18 protein-coding genes are annotated in these 22,521 nt (G+C 53.6%); 8 read left to right on the forward strand and 10 right to left on the reverse strand.

The features are described 5' to 3' along the window. The first annotated feature begins 467 nt into the window (after positions 1-467). On the forward strand, positions 468-1,997 hold the full coding sequence (locus MLD66_RS00890) for a DUF2254 family protein (protein ID WP_247215067.1): 1,530 nt from the start codon (positions 468-470) through the stop codon (positions 1,995-1,997). On the opposite strand, the gene gpmI is transcribed toward MLD66_RS00890, so the two are convergent. Both gpmI and MLD66_RS00900 read right to left on the reverse strand, forming a co-directional pair. Continuing rightward, complete coding sequence (gene gpmI / locus MLD66_RS00895) at positions 1,957-3,555, reverse strand: 2,3-bisphosphoglycerate-independent phosphoglycerate mutase (RefSeq protein WP_247215068.1); 1,599 nt, start codon at positions 3,553-3,555, stop codon at positions 1,957-1,959. The two genes, MLD66_RS00890 and gpmI, sit on opposite strands and share 41 nt — an antisense overlap. A 769-nt stretch (positions 3,556-4,324) precedes the next feature. Then, positions 4,325-5,851, reverse strand: coding sequence for an alpha/beta hydrolase (locus MLD66_RS00900; protein WP_247215069.1), 1,527 nt, complete (start codon positions 5,849-5,851; stop codon positions 4,325-4,327). A 720-nt stretch (positions 5,852-6,571) separates the two neighbouring features. On the opposite strand from MLD66_RS00900, the gene MLD66_RS00905 reads away from it, so the two are divergent. The 4 genes from MLD66_RS00905 to MLD66_RS00920 all read left to right on the forward strand — a co-directional run bounded on the left by MLD66_RS00905 (position 6,572) and on the right by MLD66_RS00920 (position 12,897). Beyond that, a complete protein-coding gene (locus MLD66_RS00905) occupies positions 6,572-6,730 on the forward strand; it encodes a hypothetical protein (RefSeq protein WP_157776164.1) in 159 nt (52 codons plus the stop codon). A gap of 125 nt (positions 6,731-6,855) precedes the next feature. Further along, positions 6,856-9,705: a phosphoenolpyruvate carboxylase gene (gene ppc / locus MLD66_RS00910; RefSeq protein ID WP_339397019.1), complete on the forward strand. Its 2,850-nt coding sequence runs from the start codon at positions 6,856-6,858 to the stop codon at positions 9,703-9,705. A gap of 106 nt (positions 9,706-9,811) precedes the next feature. Further along, a complete protein-coding gene (locus MLD66_RS00915) occupies positions 9,812-11,539 on the forward strand; it encodes an ABC transporter permease subunit (RefSeq protein ID WP_247215071.1) in 1,728 nt (575 codons plus the stop codon). A gap of 8 nt (positions 11,540-11,547) precedes the next feature. Continuing rightward, entirely contained in the window at positions 11,548-12,897 is a 1,350-nt protein-coding gene (locus tag MLD66_RS00920; RefSeq protein WP_247215072.1) for a nitrate/sulfonate/bicarbonate ABC transporter ATP-binding protein, read from the forward strand. A 244-nt stretch (positions 12,898-13,141) separates the two neighbouring features. Here the strand turns inward: MLD66_RS00920 and cutA are convergent, their stop codons facing one another. The 3 genes from cutA to MLD66_RS00935 are packed head-to-tail and all read right to left on the reverse strand — an operon-like array spanning position 13,142 to position 15,339. Further along, on the reverse strand, positions 13,142-13,459 hold the full coding sequence (cutA, locus tag MLD66_RS00925) for a divalent-cation tolerance protein CutA (RefSeq protein WP_247215073.1): 318 nt from the start codon (positions 13,457-13,459) through the stop codon (positions 13,142-13,144). 4 nt (positions 13,460-13,463) lie between these two features. Then, entirely contained in the window at positions 13,464-13,604 is a 141-nt protein-coding gene (locus tag MLD66_RS00930; protein ID WP_247215074.1) for a hypothetical protein, read from the reverse strand. Positions 13,605-13,644: 40 nt separating this feature from the next. Continuing rightward, complete coding sequence (locus MLD66_RS00935; RefSeq protein ID WP_247215075.1) at positions 13,645-15,339, reverse strand: R3H domain-containing nucleic acid-binding protein; 1,695 nt, start codon at positions 15,337-15,339, stop codon at positions 13,645-13,647. Positions 15,340-15,569: 230 nt separating this feature from the next. Here MLD66_RS00935 and rpe point away from each other — a divergent pair, with 230 nt between their 5' ends. Both rpe and MLD66_RS00945 read left to right on the forward strand, forming a co-directional pair. Beyond that, positions 15,570-16,259: a ribulose-phosphate 3-epimerase gene (gene rpe, locus MLD66_RS00940; protein WP_247215076.1), complete on the forward strand. Its 690-nt coding sequence runs from the start codon at positions 15,570-15,572 to the stop codon at positions 16,257-16,259. Between the two features lie 186 nt (positions 16,260-16,445). After that, positions 16,446-17,018: a M23 family metallopeptidase gene (locus MLD66_RS00945; RefSeq protein ID WP_247215077.1), complete on the forward strand. Its 573-nt coding sequence runs from the start codon at positions 16,446-16,448 to the stop codon at positions 17,016-17,018. A gap of 135 nt (positions 17,019-17,153) precedes the next feature. Here the strand turns inward: MLD66_RS00945 and MLD66_RS00950 are convergent, their stop codons facing one another. From MLD66_RS00950 to cax, 3 genes are all read right to left on the reverse strand, one after another. Further along, the gene (locus tag MLD66_RS00950; protein WP_247215078.1) at positions 17,154-17,600 is read right to left on the reverse strand and encodes a DUF29 domain-containing protein; all 447 of its coding nucleotides are present in this window, start codon (positions 17,598-17,600) and stop codon (positions 17,154-17,156) included. Between the two features lie 6 nt (positions 17,601-17,606). Next, positions 17,607-18,053: a DUF29 domain-containing protein gene (locus tag MLD66_RS00955; protein ID WP_247215079.1), complete on the reverse strand. Its 447-nt coding sequence runs from the start codon at positions 18,051-18,053 to the stop codon at positions 17,607-17,609. An 84-nt stretch (positions 18,054-18,137) separates the two neighbouring features. Next, complete coding sequence (cax, locus tag MLD66_RS00960) at positions 18,138-19,211, reverse strand: calcium/proton exchanger (protein WP_247215080.1); 1,074 nt, start codon at positions 19,209-19,211, stop codon at positions 18,138-18,140. Positions 19,212-19,325: 114 nt separating this feature from the next. Here cax and MLD66_RS00965 point away from each other — a divergent pair, with 114 nt between their 5' ends. After that, on the forward strand, positions 19,326-20,966 hold the full coding sequence (locus MLD66_RS00965) for a GspE/PulE family protein (protein ID WP_247215081.1): 1,641 nt from the start codon (positions 19,326-19,328) through the stop codon (positions 20,964-20,966). 4 nt (positions 20,967-20,970) lie between these two features. On the opposite strand, the gene MLD66_RS00970 is transcribed toward MLD66_RS00965, so the two are convergent. Both MLD66_RS00970 and purU read right to left on the reverse strand, forming a co-directional pair. Next, positions 20,971-21,480 (reverse strand): DUF1269 domain-containing protein, encoded by a 510-nt coding sequence (locus MLD66_RS00970; protein ID WP_247215082.1) that lies wholly within the window; start codon positions 21,478-21,480, stop codon positions 20,971-20,973. A gap of 65 nt (positions 21,481-21,545) precedes the next feature. Next, the gene (purU, locus tag MLD66_RS00975) at positions 21,546-22,379 is read right to left on the reverse strand and encodes a formyltetrahydrofolate deformylase (RefSeq protein WP_247215083.1); all 834 of its coding nucleotides are present in this window, start codon (positions 22,377-22,379) and stop codon (positions 21,546-21,548) included. Positions 22,380-22,521 lie beyond the last annotated feature (142 nt).

Genomic DNA, 22,521 nt, shown 5'->3' on the forward strand with positions numbered 1-22,521 from the left:
TAAAGATATAACGCTAACAAACCACGACAGAGATCGCCCTAGCGTTTTTTGTTAGTTTTAATCAGTAAAAATTCCCGTCCGTAGGTTTGACCTCGACAGAGCGTGATATTTGACACTCCCCGACCTAAAGGTGCGAAGATTCTTGGTTCAACGAGATGACTTGTTGAAAACAATTCTCATTGCTCAAAGTAGCGGTCAAACTCTCCCCAAGCGTTCCCTCTTGCGTTCACAAAGTGTTGTGAAGCAATGGCGGTTCCCTTATGCCCTAAGGTACCGTTGAACTAACCAAAAACCTTGGTTGTTTTTTTAGCCGTTAGGCTATCGGGTTTTTAGAGAGGTTGATTACCCTCGCCTCTGATTTTAGTATAGCAAAAGCCGCCTTCCTAGGCGTAGCCGTGCCGGAGGCATTAGGCGGGGTTTTAGACCCACGTTTTTTGATAAACAACAGGGCTTGGAGGCAATCTCGGATGAAATGGTCCGTACTGAGTCGGCGGGTGGCGGTTTTCGTGGGGTTGGTGGTGATTAGCCTCTGGGTGGTGGGGCCGGGGACACGCTGGATCACGCCCAAAATTCAAACGACGGAAGCCTTGGCGGGATTTGTGGCGACCTTGGCGGAAGTGTTGGCGGGGGTGTTGGGATTTACCATCTCGGCGGTGGCAATTGTCGTCCAGTTGAGTGCGGAACGGTTTAGCCCCAAAGTGACAGAATTATTCCTGCGGGAACGCACCAATTTGTTAACGATTTTATTTTTAATTATTGCCAATTTAATTAGCGTTTGGACAACGTTAGCCTTTGCATTTCACCCCATTCCCTTAGCATTAGTAGTGATTAATTTAATCCTGGGAAGTATGGCATTTATTATTTTGATTCCCTATTTTATTTTTGTGCTAGATTTTCTGCAACCGAATTCGATCATCCAAAATTTAGAACGGCAAGTGCGACAGGGAATCATGCAACGGTTTGAACCCTCCGAATCCCCGATGCATATTCAACAGGTTCACCGCATTTGTTTATCCGCATTGGGGGAATTTCGCTCCATTGCCATCAGTGCCATTCAACAGCGGGATCAGGCAATCATCTTGGGATGTTTGGAGAGTTTACGGAATTTGGCGGTCTTTTATGGGGAATATAAATCCCAACTGCCAGAACTCTGGTTCCGCCTGACGCCACCCGTATATAAAGATTCAGAATTTGTCTCGGTGGATGCCATGAAACTGCGGGAAATTGAGGCTCAAAAAATTTGGTTGGAAGTAAAGATTTTCCGCCAGTATCAAGGGATATTGACCAATTCCCTATTGGTCTCAGCGGAAACCTGTACCCTGGTAGGCATTTGCACCCGGGAGATTGGAGAACAGGCTCTGGATTTGGGACATACCTATATGATTCATTTGACGGTGAAATTTTTTAATACCTATCTGCGTTTGGTGATCAATCAACGGGATATTCGGGCTGGATATAATATTATTAAACAATATCGTTTATTGGCGGAAGAAGCCCTCTTACAAGGTTTTGATGAAACGGCGTTAGAAATCGGCCACCATTTTCGTTACTACAGTATTATTGCATACAAAACCAATCTTTATTTTTTATGCGAAACCTTTGCCTATGATTTGGGGCATTTGGTGCAAACCTGCTCAAATTTGGGGGATGAGGTGCATCGGAATTTGTTAGATATTTTCTTAAAAATTGACCATGACCCGGAGAGCGAACAGCAGGAACAATCTTCTCGGGGGGTGCGGAAATCCCAGGTGAAATTGGCGGCCTATTACCTCAGCCGAGGGGATCGGGAATTGGCGGATTTAATTTTCCAGGATATGCACCACGAACCCTACACCCGGGTGCAGATTATTTGTGAGGAATTGTTAGCCACCACGGAGGATTTTTGGGAATTTACCGACCGGGGGGAAAGTTTCTATTACCTGGAACCGGAGCTACGTCCCTACGTGCAGGAGTTTTTCAGCTGGTTTGCCCAGCCATCAATTCCGGTTCAGGGATAATCTCGTAGGCCGCCGGGGCAATCAGGGATTGGCCAGTCATGTCCGCTGGTTGGGGCAATCGTAAAATTTCCAAAATCGTGGGCGCCACATCCGCTAAGCGTCCCCCCGTCCGCAGGTGCACGTCCCCCCCATGCCCCGGAATTTTTGCCCCTTCCCCCTCGACCAAAATAAAGGGTACGGGGTTGGTGGTGTGGGCGGTCCAGGGGTTGCCTGCCTCATCCTGCATGGTTTCGGCGTTGCCGTGGTCGGCGGTGATCAGCACGGTTGCCCCGACTTGGCTGGCGCTGGCAAGCAGTTGTCCCAAGCAGTGATCCACCGTTTCAATGGCGGTGATGGCGGCGGGCATTTGCCCCGTATGGCCGACCATATCGGGATTGGCATAGTTGACCACAATCAATTGGTACGCCCGGGACTCCAGGGCATGGATAACGGCATCGGTGACGGCCTGGGCAGACATGGCGGGTGCCTGGTCATAGGTGGGGACTTGGGGGCTGGGAATCATCACCCGTTCCTCCCCAGGGAATGGCTGTTCCCGACCGCCGTTGAAAAAGTAGGTCACATGGGCGTATTTTTCCGTTTCGGCGGCACGCAACTGCTTTAGCCCGTGGTTGGCAACCACTTCCCCCAGGAGGTTGGCAAAACTTTGGGGGGGAAAGACCATTGGCACCCCGAGGCTGGGGTCGTATTCCGTAAAGGTGACCACATCTAAGGGGGTTACATAGGGCCGCTCAAACCCCTGGAATTGGGGGTCCACAAACGCCCGCACCAACTGCCGCATCCGGTCGGGACGGAAATTGTAAAAAATTACCCCATCCCCACTGCGAATCGCCCCAGGGGTCAACCGCACCGGTGGGATAAATTCGTCCGTCACCCCCTCTGCATAACAGGTGGTTAATAATTCCACCGCCGGGATGCCTTTGCCCGCCCCATCCGTGGTCATGACTGCATAGGCCTGCTGAATGCGCTCCCACCGCTTGTCCCGGTCCATCGCATAGTACCGACCGCTGACCGTGGCAATTTTGCCGATGCCCAAATGGGTTAAATAATCCTGAATGGTCTGCAAGTACTCCTGCCCGGAGGTGGTCAAGGTGTCCCGCCCGTCCGTGATGGCATGGACGCACACCTGGTCAAAACCCTGCGCCTTGGCAAAATCCAGCAGTGCCAACAGGTGATCCAGATGGGAATGCACCCCTCCGGTGGAACACAGCCCCACCAGATGCAGATTGCCGCCCCGCACCCGCACCCGCTCCGCCATTGCCAGCAAAACCGGGTGGCGCAAAAGCTCCCCCTCAGCGGCGGCATCGGAAATACGCACAAATTCCTGGGGGATGACCCGACCCGCCCCCAGATTCAAATGCCCCACCTCGGAATTGCCCATTTGCCCGGCTGGTAAACCCACATCCCGCCCCGACGCTTGAATCAAGGTGTGGGGATACACCCGCCACAGGCTATCCATCACGGGAGTTGTGGCACTGGCAATGGCATTCGCCCTCGGGTTTTCCCGATAACCCCAACCATCCAAAATCACCAAAACAACCGGAGCAGTAGGGTGGGTCATACGTGGCTCTCTCTAGGGATGGATTTTGTCCTCAATGATACTATTTACGATGAAATCCCCAGAAATGGCAAATCCTCACCCGCTGGCGGCTTCCATCCGAGGTTAAAAGTTCCGGCGCAGCGCCAGATCACCACCAGATCACAGCCGTAAGACCCCAGGAGCCACCCGTCCCCAAACCGCCCGCTGTGACCTGGGAGCCTGTCCGTGGTTACCATGATTGGCTTAATTATTGGATTTATTTAACTTAAACTTAAGGTGCTTGTTGATGCACTTGTACGGTAATCTCACCTGAATTATGAGTAAAAATTGAATCACCAGAGAGCCAAGGATTAGAGTACATAAATCTGTTTTGGTTGCCAGTAGCTTTATTCATCCCATGAATCATTTGGGATGGCTATAGGGCACCTCTATCAATTCAAAGTTAGCGGTCGCAGGGGGGTACCCCCGCCCTGGTTTCTGGATACTATGGGCATTCCCACGATGGGATTGATGATTGGTTCAAATAAATAAAAGTTCTCTTTAACAAGCTCTTTCAACTATATCGTGCTTTCTCACGAGTCAGATATATATAGCAATCCTAAATGAGAACAGTCTATTTTTGAGAGTTTCAAGTAAGTAATGATGTCGTATGGTGATCAACGCCCAAAATCCTTTCAGGGAGAGAAGTTTGCTAAGATTATGTCCCATGCCAACATTAGTAAAGTGAAACTCTCTAAAATTGAAACTCTCAATTATAAATCTCTGTTTGCCATACATCATCTGAAATACGCTACAATTTCCAAAAGCGAGACCGAATCAGCCCAATCCCTACAAGTACTGGGAAAATAATAAATACGCTAATCAGTCGCATCGCATAGCCTACGGAATCCCAAGTCAAAATTCCTTGTTGTTGTTGCCAAACTAAGACAGCAATCCAGAGAACTACTAAGACCACCAACAAAATTAGAGTCTTGCGAGAGATGCGTTGCCACTGCCAGACAATAGGTTGTCGGATGATTCCCAACATTTTATTGGCATAGTGACCCATCTGATGAAGTATGGTGCCACGAAAGCGCATCTCCAGGAGTAATACGGAAGTGATTAAGCAGAAACCTACCCATGAATCAGCACTGTAGCGTAGTAGGTGAAATCGGTCATAAATTAAGCCAAAGGGCAAATTAAATGCCAAGCTGGGAAGCCCCCAAATCCCACTGGGGAATGCCCCAATCGAACCAGCAGTGATAGCGTTGACAACCAGAGCCAAGAGAAATAGCCCGTAGCCAAGGGTGATATATCCCAGCAATCCCCTAAGACTGGCACTCCCAGGTGTGGGCTGGCGTTGATTGTAATGGGCGATGAGTAGGGGGACGAATCCGGCAATTGCCATCCCAGAACCAAAACTGTGGCGACCCAGCCAGTACATCGTGACCAGACTCACACTGGATATGAGGGGGGCAAGTCGCCCATACCGCTTCAAAAGCTGGGTGTACCCTAGGAGTAACAATCCCAGAAAACCGACACCACCGAATACCCACCCCATCACCAATGGTTGGGAGACCAGTGGCAAGGCAGTGACGGGTAAACCAAAGGATTGTTCTGCCCAATGCACCATCGCCAATTGCAAATGGGCATCGTAGGGAGCCAGGGCGTGGTCAGTGGTAGCCGAGACCACCAGCGACCGGGCAGTTCCTCTCTGAAAGTCCCCCAGGACAACAAACGGGGCGGTCTCATGGCGGGCATTCGTCTCGGCAAAGAGGGTCTGCATCGCTGGTACTGGATTTAATTCCTCATACATACCCGTTGCCAGCAGGAGATTGGCGGGGTGGGTAGGGCTGGCAGCACCTGCCATAGACAGCAAGAGCGTGGTGCGGATGCTGGGGTGCGCCTGGGCAAGAGCCAAAGCGGTTGTGCCACCCATCGAATGCCCCATGACTCCCAATCGTTGCGGGTCAATCCCCGGTTGTTGGGCAAGCCAAGTAAGGATGCGGGTGGCTTCCTCATAGTTAGCGGTCAGGGAATTCGGTCGCCAGTCGGAGCGTCCATAACCGCCAAAATCAAACACCACTGCCGCCATACCCCGGCGAGCAAATTCCCGTGCTAGAGGTGCCAAGGTGTCTTTACTGGAATTAACCCCGTGGCAAAGGACAAGACCAGGCACCCGCTCCCTCCCGACTGGGCGATAGAGCCGTCCGACCAGGGTGTGATGGGGGCGCACCTCGACCTGGAAGCCCTGAACCATGAGTGTGCCATCCAAACTCGTCGCCCAGAGTGCCAGACCAAGTGCCAAACAAATTCCTGGTAGGAGTAGTCCACGCATGGACAGTTTCGCAAGCAAGGGGAAACTGCCATTCATGTTCTCATAAGTTGGGATCAGGTGGTTATGTTTTCGACACAAGTGAAAATGATAATAACTACCAGTTCTTAGCTTGATTTGAAAGAAGTTAGGCTCTGATTATTCTTAGGTTCTCTGCTTGTTGCATTTGATATATTTGTGAGCAAAAAACTCCAGGAGATAACGGTGAATAAAAATATAACCTCCTCCCACTTTTTGGAGAAACGTTAGCTGGGTTCCATAGTTCATAAACTGTGCATAATTCCAGGGCATATACCCATACCCCCACAATACAATTCGTAGGATAAAATAATGTTGATAACACGCCAAACCCGCTGGTGAGAACAGCCCAAATAGAAGCCCCACGACCATACCAAAAAAACTAAGACCAAATGTATAGCCGACAATACCGAGGGTGATGGTACCGATTGTGCCAAATAACAGGGCATTGTGATTAGTAAAGTGAAACTCTCCCCTAAACCAATACTCACCTCGTTCTATTCTCATTTAGGATTGCTATATAAGGCTCATCAGCCATCCCTATCCATTGAGCAGACACAGCCAATCCATGCGCCCGTCTGACCTGATTGTGTCGGGGAGATTAGGCCATCGGGCGAGAACTATCTAACCATCTCAGCGAATCTATTTGGGGAAATTGCCCCCTTTGCGTATAATTAGGGTTATCGTCACGCCTTGTCGTTACCCATGACCCGTTGCGCTCTGAGCGTTTGTACTGTGCCCATGTTGGCGGTGGTACTTCTGGGGGCAGGGTGGCAACAGGTGAATCAAACGCTGGGGATTTGGGCGCAAGAGGTGTTTCGGGGGGAACGGTTACCCGTGTTGCCCGCACCGACTGGAGAATAGCTTCGTTAGAGCCTTGCCGTGGCTAGGGGCTGAGGATAGGCGGCAATCCTACAGGAGTCTGAAAGATGAGTACGCTGTTGAGTGCCAGTCTGGTGGAATCGGCGGATGTGGTACCGGTGGTCGGGATGCGCCATCTGGGTTTGATTGAATCCCTGTTGGCATCGGTACTCCAGCAGGAAGGTGGGCAGCATTTGGTGGATTTACTGCGCCAGTTGCAGTCCGTGTGTCTGTTGGAGGGGAAGGCGCAGAGTGTCGCCAGTGCGGAGGCGGCGGCTTTGGTGGAAAAGTTAGATTTGAATGCGGCGATCCGGGCGACCCGGGCGTTTGCTTTGTATTTTCAATTAATTAATATCGTCGAGCAATACCACGAACAATGTGAGAAAAAACGGCGGCAGAAACTTCCGGCAACCAGCGGCAATGGTCATGCGCCCCCCACCTGGTCCTATTTGGAACAATCCCTGGCACCCCCGGAGGAAGTGGGCAGTTTGCGCTGGCTGTTTCCCCACCTGAAGCGGATCAATGTGCCCCCGGGTCGGATTCAAAGCGTGATTGACCAGATGGAAATTCGCCTGGTGTTTACCGCCCACCCGACGGAAATTGTGCGCCATACGATCCGGGACCGGCAACGGCGGATCGGGCATCTGTTGGCGAAATTGGACTGGACGGAAGCGGGTTTGGAAAAGGGGGTGACGGCGCTGTGGGAAGTGGAGGCGGTGAAAGCGGAATTATTGGAGGAAATTCGCCTCTGGTGGCGCACGGATGAATTGCACCAGATCAAGCCGACGGTGTTGGATGAGGTGGACTACACCCTGCACTATTTCCAGGAGGTGCTGTTTGATGCGGTACCGCTATTGCATGAACGGTTTCGCCAGTCCTTGCACGCCGTGTTTCCCCATCTACGCCCGCCGAAGCTGGATTTTTGCCAGTTTGGTTCCTGGGTGGGGGCGGATCGGGACGGCAATCCCTCGGTGACCCCCCAAGTGACCTGGCAAACGGCGGTATTCCAACGCAGTATCGTATTAAAAAAATACTTACAATCTATAGAAAAACTTACCAGTTTGCTTAGCCTGTCCCTGCATTGGAGCAATGTGCTACCGGAGTTGTTGGAGTCTTTGGAGCAGGACAAGTTGCAAATGCCGGAGGTGTATGACCAGTATGCGATTCGCTATCGGCAGGAGCCGTATCGGTTGAAGTTGGCGTATATGCGCCAGCGGTTGCAGAATACCTTACAGCGCAACCAGCAGATGACCCACCCGGATTGTGTCCTGCCGGGGGGGCTGGTGTATTACGCTACGGGGGCGGAATTTTTGCAGGAACTGAACCTGATCCAGCGCAGTTTGCAGGCGAGTGGCTTGACCTGCCGGGCGTTGGAGCATCTGCTGATCCAGGTGGCGACGTTTGGGTTTATTTTGGCACGGTTGGACATTCGCCAGGAGAGTAGCCGCCATGAGCAGGCGTTGGCGGAGATTGCCCGGTATGTGCAGGTTTTGCCCCAGGATTATCTGGAGTTGGGGGAGGCGGAGCGGTGTGCCTGGTTGTTGGGGGAATTGCAAACTCGCCGTCCCTTGATTCCTGCCCGGTTACCGCTTTCGGAGGCGACCCAGGAGACGGTAGCCACGGTGCAGATGGTGGCACGGTTGCAACAGGAATTTGGCAGGGAGATTTGCGAGACGTACATTATCAGCATGAGTCATGCCTTGAGCGATCTGCTGGAGGTGTGGCTGTTGCTTAAGGAAGCCCAAATTTACGACCCGGTGACCCATCGCAGTTCGGTGCAGGTGGTGCCCCTGTTTGAGACGGTGGAGGACTTGCAACGCTCGCCCCAGGTGATGGAGCAGTTGTTCCGTCTGCCCTGGTATCAGCAGTATTTGGCGCAGGAGCGGGAGCCGTTGCAGGAGGTGATGTTGGGCTATTCGGATAGCAATAAGGACTCGGGGTTTCTCAGTAGCAATTGGGAGATTTACAAGGCGCAGAGGGCATTGCAACGGGTGGCGGCGCAGTACGGGGTGACCCTGCGCTTTTTTCACGGGCGGGGGGGTTCCGTCGGGCGGGGGGGGGGACCCACCTATGAGGCAATCCTGGCGCAACCGGGGGATACGGTCAACGGGCGGATCAAAATTACGGAGCAGGGGGAGGTGCTGGCTTCCAAGTATTCCCTGCCGGAATTGTGTTTATTTAATCTGGAAAATGTCAGTACGGCGGTACTCCAAGCCAGTTCTTTGAAGTTGGGGTTTGATGAAATTACCCCCTGGCATGAAATTATGGACGAGTTGGCACAGCGTTCCCGGCAACACTATCGCCAATTGATTTATGAACACCCGGATTTTTTAGATTTTTTCCATCAGGTCACGCCGATTGAGGAAATCAGCCAATTGCAGATTAGTTCTCGCCCATCCCGCCGCAAGGGGAAACGGGATTTTGCCAGTTTACGGGCGATTCCTTGGGTGTTTAGCTGGACGCAAATGCGCCTGTTACTGCCCGCCTGGTATGGGTTGGGAACGGCTTTGGCGGAATTTGTTGCCCAGAACCCGGAGGAACATTTGAAATTGCTGTGTTATTTTCATGCCAAGTGGCCGTTTTTTCGGATGGTGATTTCCAAGGCGGAAATGACCCTGGCGAAGGTGGATTTGAAGATGGCGCACCACTATTTAGAGCAGTTGGCGCAACCCCAGGATAAGCCCCGGTTTGAGCCAATTTTTACCCAAATTACTGAGGAATATCAGCGCACCCGGGAGATGGTTTTGACGATTACCCGGCGGGAACGGCTGTTGGATGAGGATGTGAATTTACAGCAGTCGGTGCAGTTGCGGAATGGGACGATTGTGCCCTTGGGATTTTTGCAGGTGTCTCTGCTCAAGCGGTTACGGCAACCCCAGCCGGTGGGTTTGTCCTCTCGTTACAGCAAAAGTGAGTTGTTGCGGGGGGCGTTGTTGACGATTAATGGGATTGCCGCCGGGATGCGAAATACGGGTTAAAAAGGTCGGTTCCGTTGGCGAACTTTGCCCGGGGGGGATTCGCAGATGGTGCGTCCCGAACGGGAAAACTATGGGATACTGAACGTGGCGTGTGTGGGGCTGTGCCATGAGAACCTTTCCGACCACCGAGACCCTGCGGCGGTTGCCCTTCGGTTTGGCGGATGTGGCGGTCATCCTGGGGACGTTGGTGCTGTTGGCGGTGATCGCCCGGGTGGGGGTGGGGACGTTGGATGTGTTTCACCCGCCCATGAATGTGCCCCGGATTGACCTCGACCCCCGGAATTTGCCCTACTATGCGGGGCGTTCCACCCTGCGGATGTTTGTGGCGTTGTTGTTTTCGACGATGTTTACGCTGACCTACGGATATATTGCCGCCAATAGTCGCCGGGCGGAGCGGGTGATGATTCCGCTGTTGGATATTTTGCAATCCGTGCCGGTGCTGGGGTTTTTGGCGATTACGGTGACGGGGTTTATTGCCTTGTTTCCGGGGAGTTTGTTGGGGCTGGAGGCGGCTTCCGTGTTTGCCATTTTTACCAGCCAGGTCTGGAATATGACGTTTTCGTTTTACCAATCCCTGCGGACGGTGCCCCAGGAGTTGCATGAGGCGGCGACCTTGTATCAGCTGTCCCGCTGGCAAAGGTTTGTGAAATTGGAAGTGCCTTCGGCGATGATTGGGTTGCTCTGGAATGGCATGATGAGCTTTGGGGGGGGCTGGTTTTTTGTGGCGGAAAGTGAGGCGATTAGTGTATTGAACCAGGAATATACCCTGCCGGGGATTGGTTCCTATATGGCGGGGGCGATTGCGGCGGAAAATCTCCCGGCTTTGGGGTGGGCGGTGGTGACGATGGCGGTGGTGATTGTGCTGGTGGATCAATTGTTTTGGCGTCCTTTGATTGCCTGGGCGGATAAGTTTCGCATGGAGCAGAGTGCTTCGGCGGAAGCCCCGGAATCCTGGGTGTATGACCTGATCCAAGCGGCGCGTTTGCCCCGGTTGTTGGGACAGGTATTTTTACCGGTGCGGGAGGGGGTGAATCAGTTTTTGTCCCGGTTGACCCGGATGGTGCCGCCGCCGGAGATGGCTCCTGAGGTGAACCCCCAGCAGGACCGGATTTATAACGCTTTTTTATTGTTACTGATTGGGGTGTTGTTGGCTTGGGGGTTGCATTTTGTCATTACCGAGGTGGGGTTGGCGGAGGTGGGGGTGGTGTTCGGGTTGGGGTTGTTGACCTTGGGGCGGGTGTTGATTTTGTTGGCGGTGGCGACGGTGATTTGGACACCGATTGGGGTGGCGATTGGGTTTCAGCCCCGCTTAGCCCGTTTGTTGCAACCGGTGGTGCAGTTTTTGGCTTCCTTCCCGGCGAATTTTATCTTTCCGTTTGCCACCTTATTTTTTATCCGCACGGGGATTAGTTTGAATTGGGGCAGTATTCTCCTGATGGCGTTGGGTTCCCAGTGGTATATCCTGTTTAATTCGATTGCCGGGGCGCAGAGTATTCCCACGGATTTGCGGGAGATGTGTGCGGATGTGGGGTTGACGGGCTGGCAACGGTGGCGCAAGTTGATTATTCCGGGGATTTTTTCCGCCTGGGTGACGGGGGGGGTGACGGCGAGCGGCGGGGCGTGGAATGCTAGTATCGTGTCCGAGGTGGTGAGTTGGGGGGGGCGCACCCTGAAGGCGACGGGGTTGGGGGCGTATATTACGGAGGCGACGGTGCAGGGGGACTGGGCACGGATTACCCTGGGAATTGGCATGATGAGTTTGTTTGTGGTGGGGCTGAATCGGGTGTTTTGGCGCAGGCTCTACACCCTAGCTGAAAATAAATATCATCTGTGAGGTGAGCTATGACCCCGTTGATTTTGGTCGAACAGGTTTACAAGAGTTTTCCGCTTCCCCAGGGCAAGGGCGGGTTTTTGGTGCTGAATGATATTAGTTTGCAACTCCAGGCGGGGGAGGTGGTGGCACTCCTAGGGCGCAGTGGCAGTGGCAAAAGTACCCTCCTGCGGATTATGGCGGGGTTGATTCCGCCGACGCAAGGGCGGGTGTGGAGCAATGGGGTGTTGTTGCGGGGGGCAAACCGGCACGTGGCAATGGTGTTTCAGAGTTTTGCCCTCCTGCCCTGGTTGACGGTGCAGGAAAATGTGGAGTTGGGGTTGGAAGCCCGGGGGGTGGCGCGGGAGGAACGCAGGCGGCGGGCGTTGAAAGCCATTGACCTGGTGGGGTTGGACGGGTTTGAAAGTGCCTATCCCCGGGAGCTATCCGGGGGGATGAAACAGCGGGTGGGATTCGCCCGTGCCTTTGCCCTGGAGCCGCAAGCCCTGTTTATGGATGAACCCTTTAGTGCGTTAGATGTCCTGACGGCGGAAAACCTGCGGGGGGAGATTGACGACCTGTGGCAGGCGGGGATGTTTCCGTCCCAAAGTATTCTCATCGTCACCCACAACATTGAGGAGGCGGTGTTTTTGGCGGATCGGGTGATCGTTTTGGGTGCCAATCCCGGTCGGATTCGGGGCGAGGTGGTGATTGATTTACCCCGTCCCCACGACCGGACATCCCCCCGGTTCAAAGCCCTGGTGGACTACATTTACACGGTGATGACCAACCCGGATATTGAAGTCACGGGCAAGGTGGAAGTGGCACAGCCGCCCCAACCTACCTCTCCCTTTGCCCAGCCGTTGCCCCATGTGCGGGTGGGGGGGATCAGCGGTCTGCTGGAATTGGTGGTGGATCAACCGGAGGCGCAGGTGGATATTCCCCTGTTGGCGGAGCGGTTGCAAATGGCGGTGGATGACCTCCTGCCCATTTTGGATGCCGCCCAGATGCTGGGGTTTGCGGAGGTGTCCCAGGGGGATGTGCGCCTAACCCCGGTGGGGCAGGACTTTGCGACCACCACGATTTTACGCAGTAAGGATTTGTTCCGTCAGCAGGTATTGCAGAATGTGCCGGTTTTGGTGAGCATGGTGCAAACCCTGCGGGAAAAGCGCAGTCATTCGATGGGGGCGGACTTTTTCCTAGACCTGTGGGATGACTATTTTCCCCGGGCGGAGGCGGAGCGGTTGTTTGCCACGGCGGTGGACTGGGGACGCTATGCGGAGTTGTTTGAATACGATGCCAGCGAAGAACGAATTTATCTCTCGGAACCAACGGCGGTCAACGGTAGTAATATGCCCCCGATGGAGGAGGAGTTGGGCTAAGATTTAGGGATTCATTAAGTATTTTTTTATTTTTTTGAGAATTGCAAGTAAGTAATGCTAAATTAACAGGCCCATTAATCCTTAACTTAGCCAACAGGGGCAGAGTTAATTCAACCATTTTCTTACTTTTAGGGAACCTCTATAGCAATCCTACTTGATTAGTGAACAGAGATTTGCCAGAACTAGGGACGGGGGCACTGCCCCTGCGACCCCTGTTCTATTTTCATTTAGGACTGCTATAGTGTTAGGAACTGGTTTGTTGGATAACCCAATTCAAGTACCGTTCCGAGGCGGCCACCACGGGCAGGGCAAGGATTTCCGGGATTTCGTAGCTATGAAGTTCTAAAATTTTGGCTTCCACTTGGGGATAACGGCTTTTCACGGTTTTAATTAATAGTTGAAATTCCACCTGGTTTTCCCATTCCCCTTCCCAGAGATACATGGATTCAATCGGCACAATCCCCACGCAGGCGGCCAGCTTTTCCCCCACCAGGGCTTGGGCGATGTTGTCCGCTTCGCTCCGCTCCCCCACGGTGACCAGGACAATCAGTGCTTCCGCCATTGGGTCAACCTAGGCTCCGCCGGATATGCTCAAACACCTTTTGCTTGCGGGCATCTCGGTCGCTGGCGGTGCGCTGAAAATTGATGTCCGTGGTGCGGCGCAAGTGTTCCTGAATTTGCCTCTGCCGGGATTCTGAGTTGGCCATGAAATTCCCCTCTGGTCTCCAGCCCCTATCATACCCGAATTTAGGCCGGGAAAATACGGAGACGGCGGTTGGGTTCTTCCCCAAAACTATCGGAACGCAGACGGTAATGCTCCACCAGTTCGTGTTGCATTTTGCGGATGGCGGGGGGACGGGGCAAAAGTTCCACCGGCTGACCCGTGGGAATGACGATCTGCTCCACGGCTAAACGGGCTTCCTCCAGGGCTTCCACCTCGTCCTCCTCCCGCCCCTGGGTGAGGAGCGGCCAATCGTCCCCCGGTTCCCCCTCATCCAGACGTAGGAGCCGCCGCAATGCCCGGGTGATGTGGGGCAGGGTATTGCCTTTGACCGTGTAAACCGGAATTTGCCGGGATTTGGACATCTGCCGCACCTTGGGATTTTGCCGGGCCTGCACCCGGGGGGTCAGCATTACATCCGCTTGGTGAATATCCCGCACCAAAATCACGGGCAAATCCAGAGCCATGATCACCTGGTTGAGCAATTCCAAACTTACCCCGTAGGGATACAGATGCACCGGGTCGTCCCCCTCCCGCTGTAAGTATGCCTCAAAGGGCAGGGGGTCTTCGTTCATGGCATGGTCGAGCAGTTGGGCAAATTCCTCCCCCGCTTCTGAGGTTTCCGGGAGAGCCACCATCCGTCCCGCCCGTCGCCACCGCCGCAGTTGGGTCGGGGGTTGGGGTTCCGGGGTGGGCAGTTCGTGGGTGGTGATTACCTGGCCGTTTTCCCCCAGGGTACGCAGTTGGGTCGCCCCTTTCCGCCCCCGCAAGAGGTTGTCCACCGTGTCCGCCACCTGTTCGTGGATTACCCAGCGGTACCGCTCCTGCATTTCCACGGCGATGGTAAAGGTGGGGGGGGCTTTGCGCTCCAAAACGGTTTTTTGGGTGCCCCGGCGGCGGGCTTCGTCATCTCCCAAGGTGACCGCCTGAATGCCACCGATCAAATCCGCCAGGGTGGGGTTTTTCATCAAGTTTTCAATTTGATTGCCATGCGCCGTGCCGATCAACTGCACCCCCCGTTCGGCAATCGTCCGGGCCGCCAGGGCTTCCAATTCCGTGCCAATCTCGTCAATGATGATCGCCTCGGGCATATGGTTTTCCACCGCTTCGATCATCACCTGATGCTGCAATTCCGGGCGCGCCACCTGCATCCGCCGGGCCCGACCAATGGCCGGATGGGGAATGTCGCCATCCCCGGCGATTTCATTCGAGGTGTCAATGATCACCACCCGTTTGCCCAGGTCATCCGCCAGCACCCGGGCGATTTCCCGCAGGGCCGTAGTTTTCCCCACCCCCGGTCGCCCCAACAGGAGAATGGACTGGCCCGTTTCCACCAAATCCCGGATCATGCTCACCGTGCCAAATACCGCCCGCCCGACCCGACAGGTGAGGCCAATGATTTTCCCTTGCCGGTTGCGGATGCCGCTGATCCGGTGCAGGGTACGCTCGATCCCCGCCCGATTGTCACCGCTAAATTCCCCCACCTGGGCGATGGCGTATTCCAAATCCTGGTGGGTCACGGGTTCAGTCCGCAGGTATTCCGTGCCGTTGGGAAACCGGGCCTCCGGCGGTCGCCCCAAATCCAGGACAATTTCAATAATTTCTTGACGCTGGGGGTGAACTTCCAGGGGTTGGCGAATCGGGGGCGGAATAATGGCCAGTAGCTGATCCAGGTCGTCGGTAACGGTGAGATGTTCGGGATGGGCGGGGGAATGAACCATGCCTTCGCACCCACGGGTGAGCCGCTTAGTATTACTTATCATATTTAGCATTATTGCAGGCAGTTTTGCTAGAGCCGGGGGGAAATTTTTGGCCCTGGTTTTGCCCCTCCCCCAGCAGTCGCCCAAATGGAGGGGGAATTCCCTGATCCCTGGGGGCATTGGGCCAAAAAAACTTTAGATTTGCTCTAGCTTTCATTACACTGGAGGGGTAACCATTGGGGCAGAGGATTATGGCAGGAAAATCCGTGGTCATTGCGCCGTCGATCCTATCGGCGGATTTTAGCCGTCTGGGGGCGGAGGTGCAGGCGGTGGATGCGGCGGGGGCGGACTGGATTCATGTGGATGTGATGGATGGCCGGTTTGTCCCCAATATCACCATCGGGCCCTTGATTGTGGAAGCCCTGCGCCCGGTGACGGCCAAACCCCTGGATGTGCATTTGATGATTGTGGAGCCGGAGCGGTATGTGGCGGATTTTGCCAAAGCCGGTGCCGATATTATTTCCGTTCACGCCGAAAGTAGTGCCACGATTCACCTGCATCGCACCCTGAGTCAGATTAAAGAATTGGGCAAGCAGGCGGGGGTGGTGCTGAACCCGGCCAGTCCCCTGGATTTGATTGAATATGTTTTGGATGTGGTGGACTTGGTGCTGATTATGAGCGTGAATCCGGGGTTTGGCGGTCAGGGGTTTATTCCCCAGGTGGTGCCCAAAATCCGGCGACTGCGGCAGATGTGCGATGAACGGGGGCTGGACCCCTGGATCGAGGTGGATGGGGGTCTCAAAGCCAACAATACCTGGCAAGTCCTGGAAGCGGGTGCCAATGCGATTGTGGCGGGTTCGGCGGTGTTCAAAGCCCCGGATTACCGCATGGCGATTGAGGGGATTCGTCATTCCCGTCGCCCGGAGTTGGTACCCGCCTAAGTTACCCCATTGAATTGGGGGCTGATCCTGGGGTATAATTTGGAGCAGGGCCCCGCCGGGTGATCAACCAGCGATCAACCTGGGGGTTAGTGCCTGTTAATCAGCCGCCGGGCAAGGGTTTCGCTCCTGACTGCTATTGATTAACACGATTGAGGGGTGTCCTGGCAAATCCAGGGTAATTTTTTCATGCGGTGGTGGCGTGGAGTGATAGGCCTGCTGGTCATGGCAGGGGTGTCCGGTTGGCCTGGGTCGAGCCAGCCGCAAAGTGTGGCAACGGGGGGTTGGCATCAGGCTTCCTTTCCGGTGGAACAGTTTGTCAGCTACACCTCACCCTTTGGCCCCCGGGGGGAGGAATTTCACTACGGACTGGATATTGCCGCACCCGAGGGGAGCTACATCCGCAACTGGTGGGTGGGGCAGGTGGTGGAGGTGAGCCAGGATGGGCTATGTGGCACAACGTTGATCATTGCCTCCGGGCGGTGGCGGCACATTTACTGCCATTTGCGGGGCCGGGCGGTGGCGGTCAAAGGGGTGAATTATTTGGATGACCCCGGTAGTGGCCTGGTGATCCGGGAGGGGCAATGGGTCGCCACGGGGGCCCGGGTGGGGCGGGTGGGGATGACGGGGCGTACCACGGGGCCCCATCTGCACTGGGGACTCAAGTACGACGGGGGATGGATTGACCCGGCCACCATTCTCCGGGTGATGTATAGCCAACGGCGGGCACAGAATTCCCCCCTGCCCAAGGTAGGCCTATAGCCATCCCACTTGATTAACCAATGGGAATTACTTAGAACCAAGGACGGGGACGGCTCCCCTGCGACTCTTATTCTATTTCTATTTTCATTTAGGATTGCTATATTTATTCTATCGGTGTATTTATCCCGTAGAAATTTACTCTGGTAAAAAATCCTCATCTAAAACTTGCTCAGGAGTGAATGGGGATGCTTGGGGAAAAGTGGTAATTGCCATCTCGGTTTCCACGCTAGCCAGTTTTCTTGCCCCTTGGTAACACTCGGCAAAGGTTTCTAAAAAATATCGTTTCAAACTGGGACTGATTCTAAAGTCTCTTTTCAATCTCCGGCGATGCTCCAAAAGAGTCACCCGCCAACTATTTGAACGTTTTTCTGGTTGATATTTGTATTTTAATAAATGTACTAAAATCACTTCTAAATTACTTTCAACACTCTTTTTTTCACTCCTACCCATACATTCAATTTCTTCCACGAGGTTTTCCACATCTAGCTTTTCAAATTTTCGTGCTTTCAATAACGCCGCAGTCTCTTCCAACCACAAATAAAAATCCTGCTCGTAAAGATTAGAGATGGGAGTGTTGGTCATCGGCGGTTACTCTGGTAAAAAATCCTCATCCAAAACTTGCTCAGGAGTGAATGGAGATTCTCGGGGAAAAGTGGTAATTGCCATCTCGGTTTCCACGCTAGCCAGTTTTCTTGCCCCTTGGTAACAATAGGCAAAGGTTTCTAAAAAATAGCGTCTGAGACTGGGGCTAAATTGAAATATGTCCTGTAACCTACGCCGATGTTCTAACAGGGTGTAACGCCAACTATTTGAACGCTTTTCTGGTTGATATTTATACTTTAGTAGGTGCATTAAAATCACTTCCAAATTGCTACGCAAGGCTTGTTTCTCACGCCTCCCCATACATTCGATTTCTTCCACGAGGTTTTCCACATCTAGCTTTTCAAATTTTCGTGCTTTCAATAACGCCGCAGTCTCTTCTAACCACAGATAAAAATCCTGCTCGTAAAGATTAGAGACGGGAGTATTAGTCATGGGGATTAAATCTAAACAAGTTCTGGATACTGAATCTATCTTACCCAGGGGTATGGGATCAGGGCAACCAATATCGAACCATGATTAGGCTGGGTGGTAATAAAACGCCGAGGCGATCACCACATAGCTGGCTAAGAGCAAACTTCCTTCTAACCAATTGGAACGCCCGTCCAAACTAATCAAATTTGCTACCGTTACCGACACCGCCACCGCCACGACCTCGAATAAATTGAAATTCAAATCCATCGGTTGCCCCAAAAATTCCCCAGCAATCACCAATACGGGTGCCACGAATAAAGCCACCAGAGAACTCGAACCCATCGCCACCGATACGGACAAATCCATATTATTTTTCAATGCCACATTCACCGCCGTGACATACTCCGCCGCCCCACCCAACAAGGGCAGAACAATCACCCCGGTAAATAGGGGTGTGAGACCAATTCTATGGGTAGCGGATTCAATCACCCCCACAAAAATTTCCGACTCCACCGCAATGCCAATCGTCACCACCCCTAAAACCCCTAACCACAGCCAGAGACTGGGTTTTTCGTGCGCTTCGCCCAACTCCGCCACCCCCACATCGTAGAGATAACTATGGGTTTTGAGGGAGAAAAATAGGGTCAAAGCATAGACAATGATTAACACTAAAGCGACGATTTCCGATAGGTTTTGAATGGCACGGGGGGCAATGGTGGTTCCTTCGATGGTACTCCCTAATAAGGTGGGTAAAAAGATGGCAATTACTGCTAAGGTCATCGCCGGTGCATTCACCTGGGGGACAATGGCTTGGAAATTTTGTTCCTTGTGCTTAATTCCCCCCAAAAACATCGCTAAACCCAACACTAATAATAAATTTGCCACCACGGTGCCAGTAATGCTCGCCTTGACCACCTCTACCAATCCCGCCCGCAGAGCCACAATGGCGATAATTAACTCGGTGGCATTCCCAAAAACCGCATTCAGCAGTCCCCCCACCCCCGGCCCGGTGACCAGGGCAATTTCCTCCGTCGCCGTACTCAGCCAAATCGCCAAGGGCACAATCGCCAACCCCGCCGTCACGCAAACGACCAATTCATCCCAGTGGAGCCACTCCGCCGCCCAGGAAACGGGCAGAAAGACCAGTAAACCAAAGGCAATCACTTGCTTGAATGTCATGGGAAAAAGGGGCTTGTGCTAAAAGAATTTTCTCATGATAGCAGGTTGTGATACGGGCTAAAGCTACCAGGAAAAGGCGACGCTAAACTAGAAGCAAATCCACCCCCTGGCGTGATGGTGGCACCGGCGGAGCCTAACCTGGTCTGGCAGAAACTCAAAAGCGGTGATTTGACCCCCACCGCCGCCCTAGCCTTACTTGTGCAACCGGATGGAACGGTGAACTTACCGCTACTCAACCCGGATGTCAGCCGCCGCTTTTTTCAAAAAGTCCCCCCCAGCCCCAATCTGCCCAAGGTATTGCCCCTGTTGCTGTGGCGCAATTGTTATTACCTGGGCATTTGCGAACCCCTGACCCCGGAGCAGGTGGAATTTATCAGCAATCGCACCCGCACGGGCATTGAAACCATCCCCATTCGCCCGGAAAGTTATCGGCAATGGTATCGGCAACGGCACGCCACCCCCCCCCATCAGATTACCCTTGCGCCGCTGGTCAACCCTTGGACGGGGGAACCGGACCGAGCCGATGTGACTGAGGATGCGGAACTGTATTTGGGCAAAGCCGATAATTCTATTCACCGCATCAATGCCCTGTTGGCGGTTGCCCTCAACCACCGGGCCAGCGACATTCACCTGGAACCAAGCAGTGAAGGCTTGCGGGTGCGGTTTCGGATTGACGGGATTATGCGCCCGATTACCACCCTGCCGCCCCATTTGAGCCGTCCCACCGTAGTTGCCACCAAAGTGATGGCGGAGATGGATATTGCCGATAGCCGCCGTCCCCATGATGGTCGGATTGGCAAAAAATACCTCAAGGATGGGGGTGGGGCGCAACATTTAGACCTGCGGGTGAGTACCCTACCCTGTGTCGGCGGGGAAAAGGTGGTGATTCGGCTCCTGCCCCAGGAAAACCCCTTCACCTGTTTGGAAGATTTGGGGTTCAGCGGTTCCACCCTCGCCACCTACACCCGTTGGCTGGAACAACCCCAAGGGTTAATCATTCTCACCGGCCCGACCGGCTCTGGCAAAACCAGTACTTTGTACACCAGTTTGCAACGGATTGCTACCCCGGAAGTGAATGTGACCACGGTGGAAGACCCGGTGGAATACGTTTTGCCCCATATCACCCAGACCCAGGTACACGGGCGGGCGGGGATGACCTTTGCGGCTGGTCTGCGCTCGATTTTGCGCCAGGACCCGGACATCATCATGGTGGGGGAAATCCGGGATGGGGAAACCGCCGAAACTGTGGTGCGAGCGGCTTTGACCGGGCATTTGGTGCTGACGACCATGCACACCATTGATGCGGCGACGGCGATTCCCCGCCTGCGGGATTTGGGACCTGACCCCGGACTGATCAGCGATGCCCTGCTGGGGGTGGTGGGGCAACGGTTGGTTCGCAAAATCTGCCCCCACTGTGCGGTTCCCTACACTCCGACTGTGCAGGAGTTGACCTGGTTGGGACTCACCCCGGAACATCCCTGGGCGCACAACTGGCGGATGGGCAAGGGCTGTGACCAATGTCTGGGCACTGGGTATCTGGGGCGGTTGGCGGTGGTGGAAGTGCTGAATGCGGACGACCGGATTCGCCAACTGGTCTATGGGGGCACCATTGGGGAATTGCGCCGCTATCTCACCGAGATTGATTTTGATTCCTTTCGCAAGGATGGCATTCGCAAAATTAGCCAAGGGTTAACCACCTTGCCGGAATTGCGCCGAGTCCTCCCCTACAGCATTCACCAGTGCGGCGAAATTTAATTAACTATTCTTGGGTGACAGGTTTCACGCCCCGATTGCTCAGGACTTCCTGAAGTTCCGCCTCTTTATCCTTGGTCAGGGACGTGCGTAACACCTTACCACCGTAGGGGGCAATTTCCTCCAACACCTTATCCGGCGTGAATTTCCGCACCAGGACAAACAGGGCTGACGTGCCGGGGCGCATGGTTTCCGCCAACTCCCGCATAAAATCATCATCCACCCCAATATCGGTCAAGGCACCGCTAATCGCTCCCGTAGTCGCCCCAATCGCCAACCCCGCCAAGGGCATGAAGAACAACGTACCAATGAGCAAACCCCAAAAACCGCCGCTCACTGCGCCCATAGCCGTCAAATTCACCGCCTGTTTGAGTTGCACCTTGCCTTCCGTATCCTTGACCACCACGGCGGCATCCCCCAGTTCAATCAAATGTTCCTTTTGCAATTTCGCCAGGGTCAAACGCACTTCCTCAGCTTTGAACATATCATCGTAGGCAATGGCAATTAGTTCACTCATGGCTAACCTCCAAGACGTACCCCCACCCTATCACATCTGCACCCAGCTACCCGTTTAAGTTCAGATTAAGTAAACACGACGGTTTTGTTGTGGTACACCAGCACCCGGCGTTCCAGATGCCAACGCACCGCCTGCGCCAATACCCGCCGTTCCACATCCCGCCCTTGGCGAACCAAATCCGCCACCGTGTCCCGATGACTGACCCGCACCACATCCTGTTCGATAATTGGTCCGGCATCCAGTTCTGGGGTGACGTAGTGGGCGGTGGCACCGATAATTTTCACCCCCCGTTGGTGCGCCCGTTGGTAGGGATTGGCACCAGGAAAAGCGGGTAAAAAAGAATGGTGAATGTTAATCACTGGCGGGCATTGATCAATAAAATCTTGACTCAAAATTTGCATATATTTTGCCAGAATAATTAACTCAATATTATAGGCTTTAATCAGGGTTAATTGCTCCATTTCTGCCTGGAATTTATCTTCTATTTTGATGCAATAAAAAGGGATATGAAATTGCTCCGCAATGGGGGCACATTCCCAGTGATTGCTAATAATGAGCGTAATTTCTCCCGGTAATTCTCCCGCCCGGTATCGCCAGAGTAAATCCCACAGGCAATGGCTTTGTTTGCCCACAAAAACTGCGACCTTGGGGCGTTCATCCCGGGTGTGGTAGAACCACTGGGCATGGATGGTTTGGGCAAGCGGGGCAAATTCTGCACGGGTCGCCGCTGGAGAGAGTTCAAACCCTGTCAATTCCCATTCCAACCGGCTGAGAAATAACCCCTCATCCAAGTGATGATCCGCATGGACAATATTGCCGCCCCACTGGTGGACAAACTGGCTGATTTTAGCAACCAACCCCCGTTGATCCGGGCAACACACCTGTAAAATTCCGTGCATAGGGACACCTCTATGTTTGGGTACTCGCAGAAAATTATCCCATTTCATTAGCGAACTAAGATTCTGAAAACCAGATAGGGGGGCGGTGCCCCTGCGACCTCTATGCTCTTCTCATTTAGGATGGTTATATCTATAAACATAA

The sequence above is a fragment of the Synechococcus sp. C9 genome (assembly GCF_022984075.1).
Lineage (GTDB): Bacteria > Cyanobacteriota > Cyanobacteriia > Gloeomargaritales > Gloeomargaritaceae > Gloeomargarita.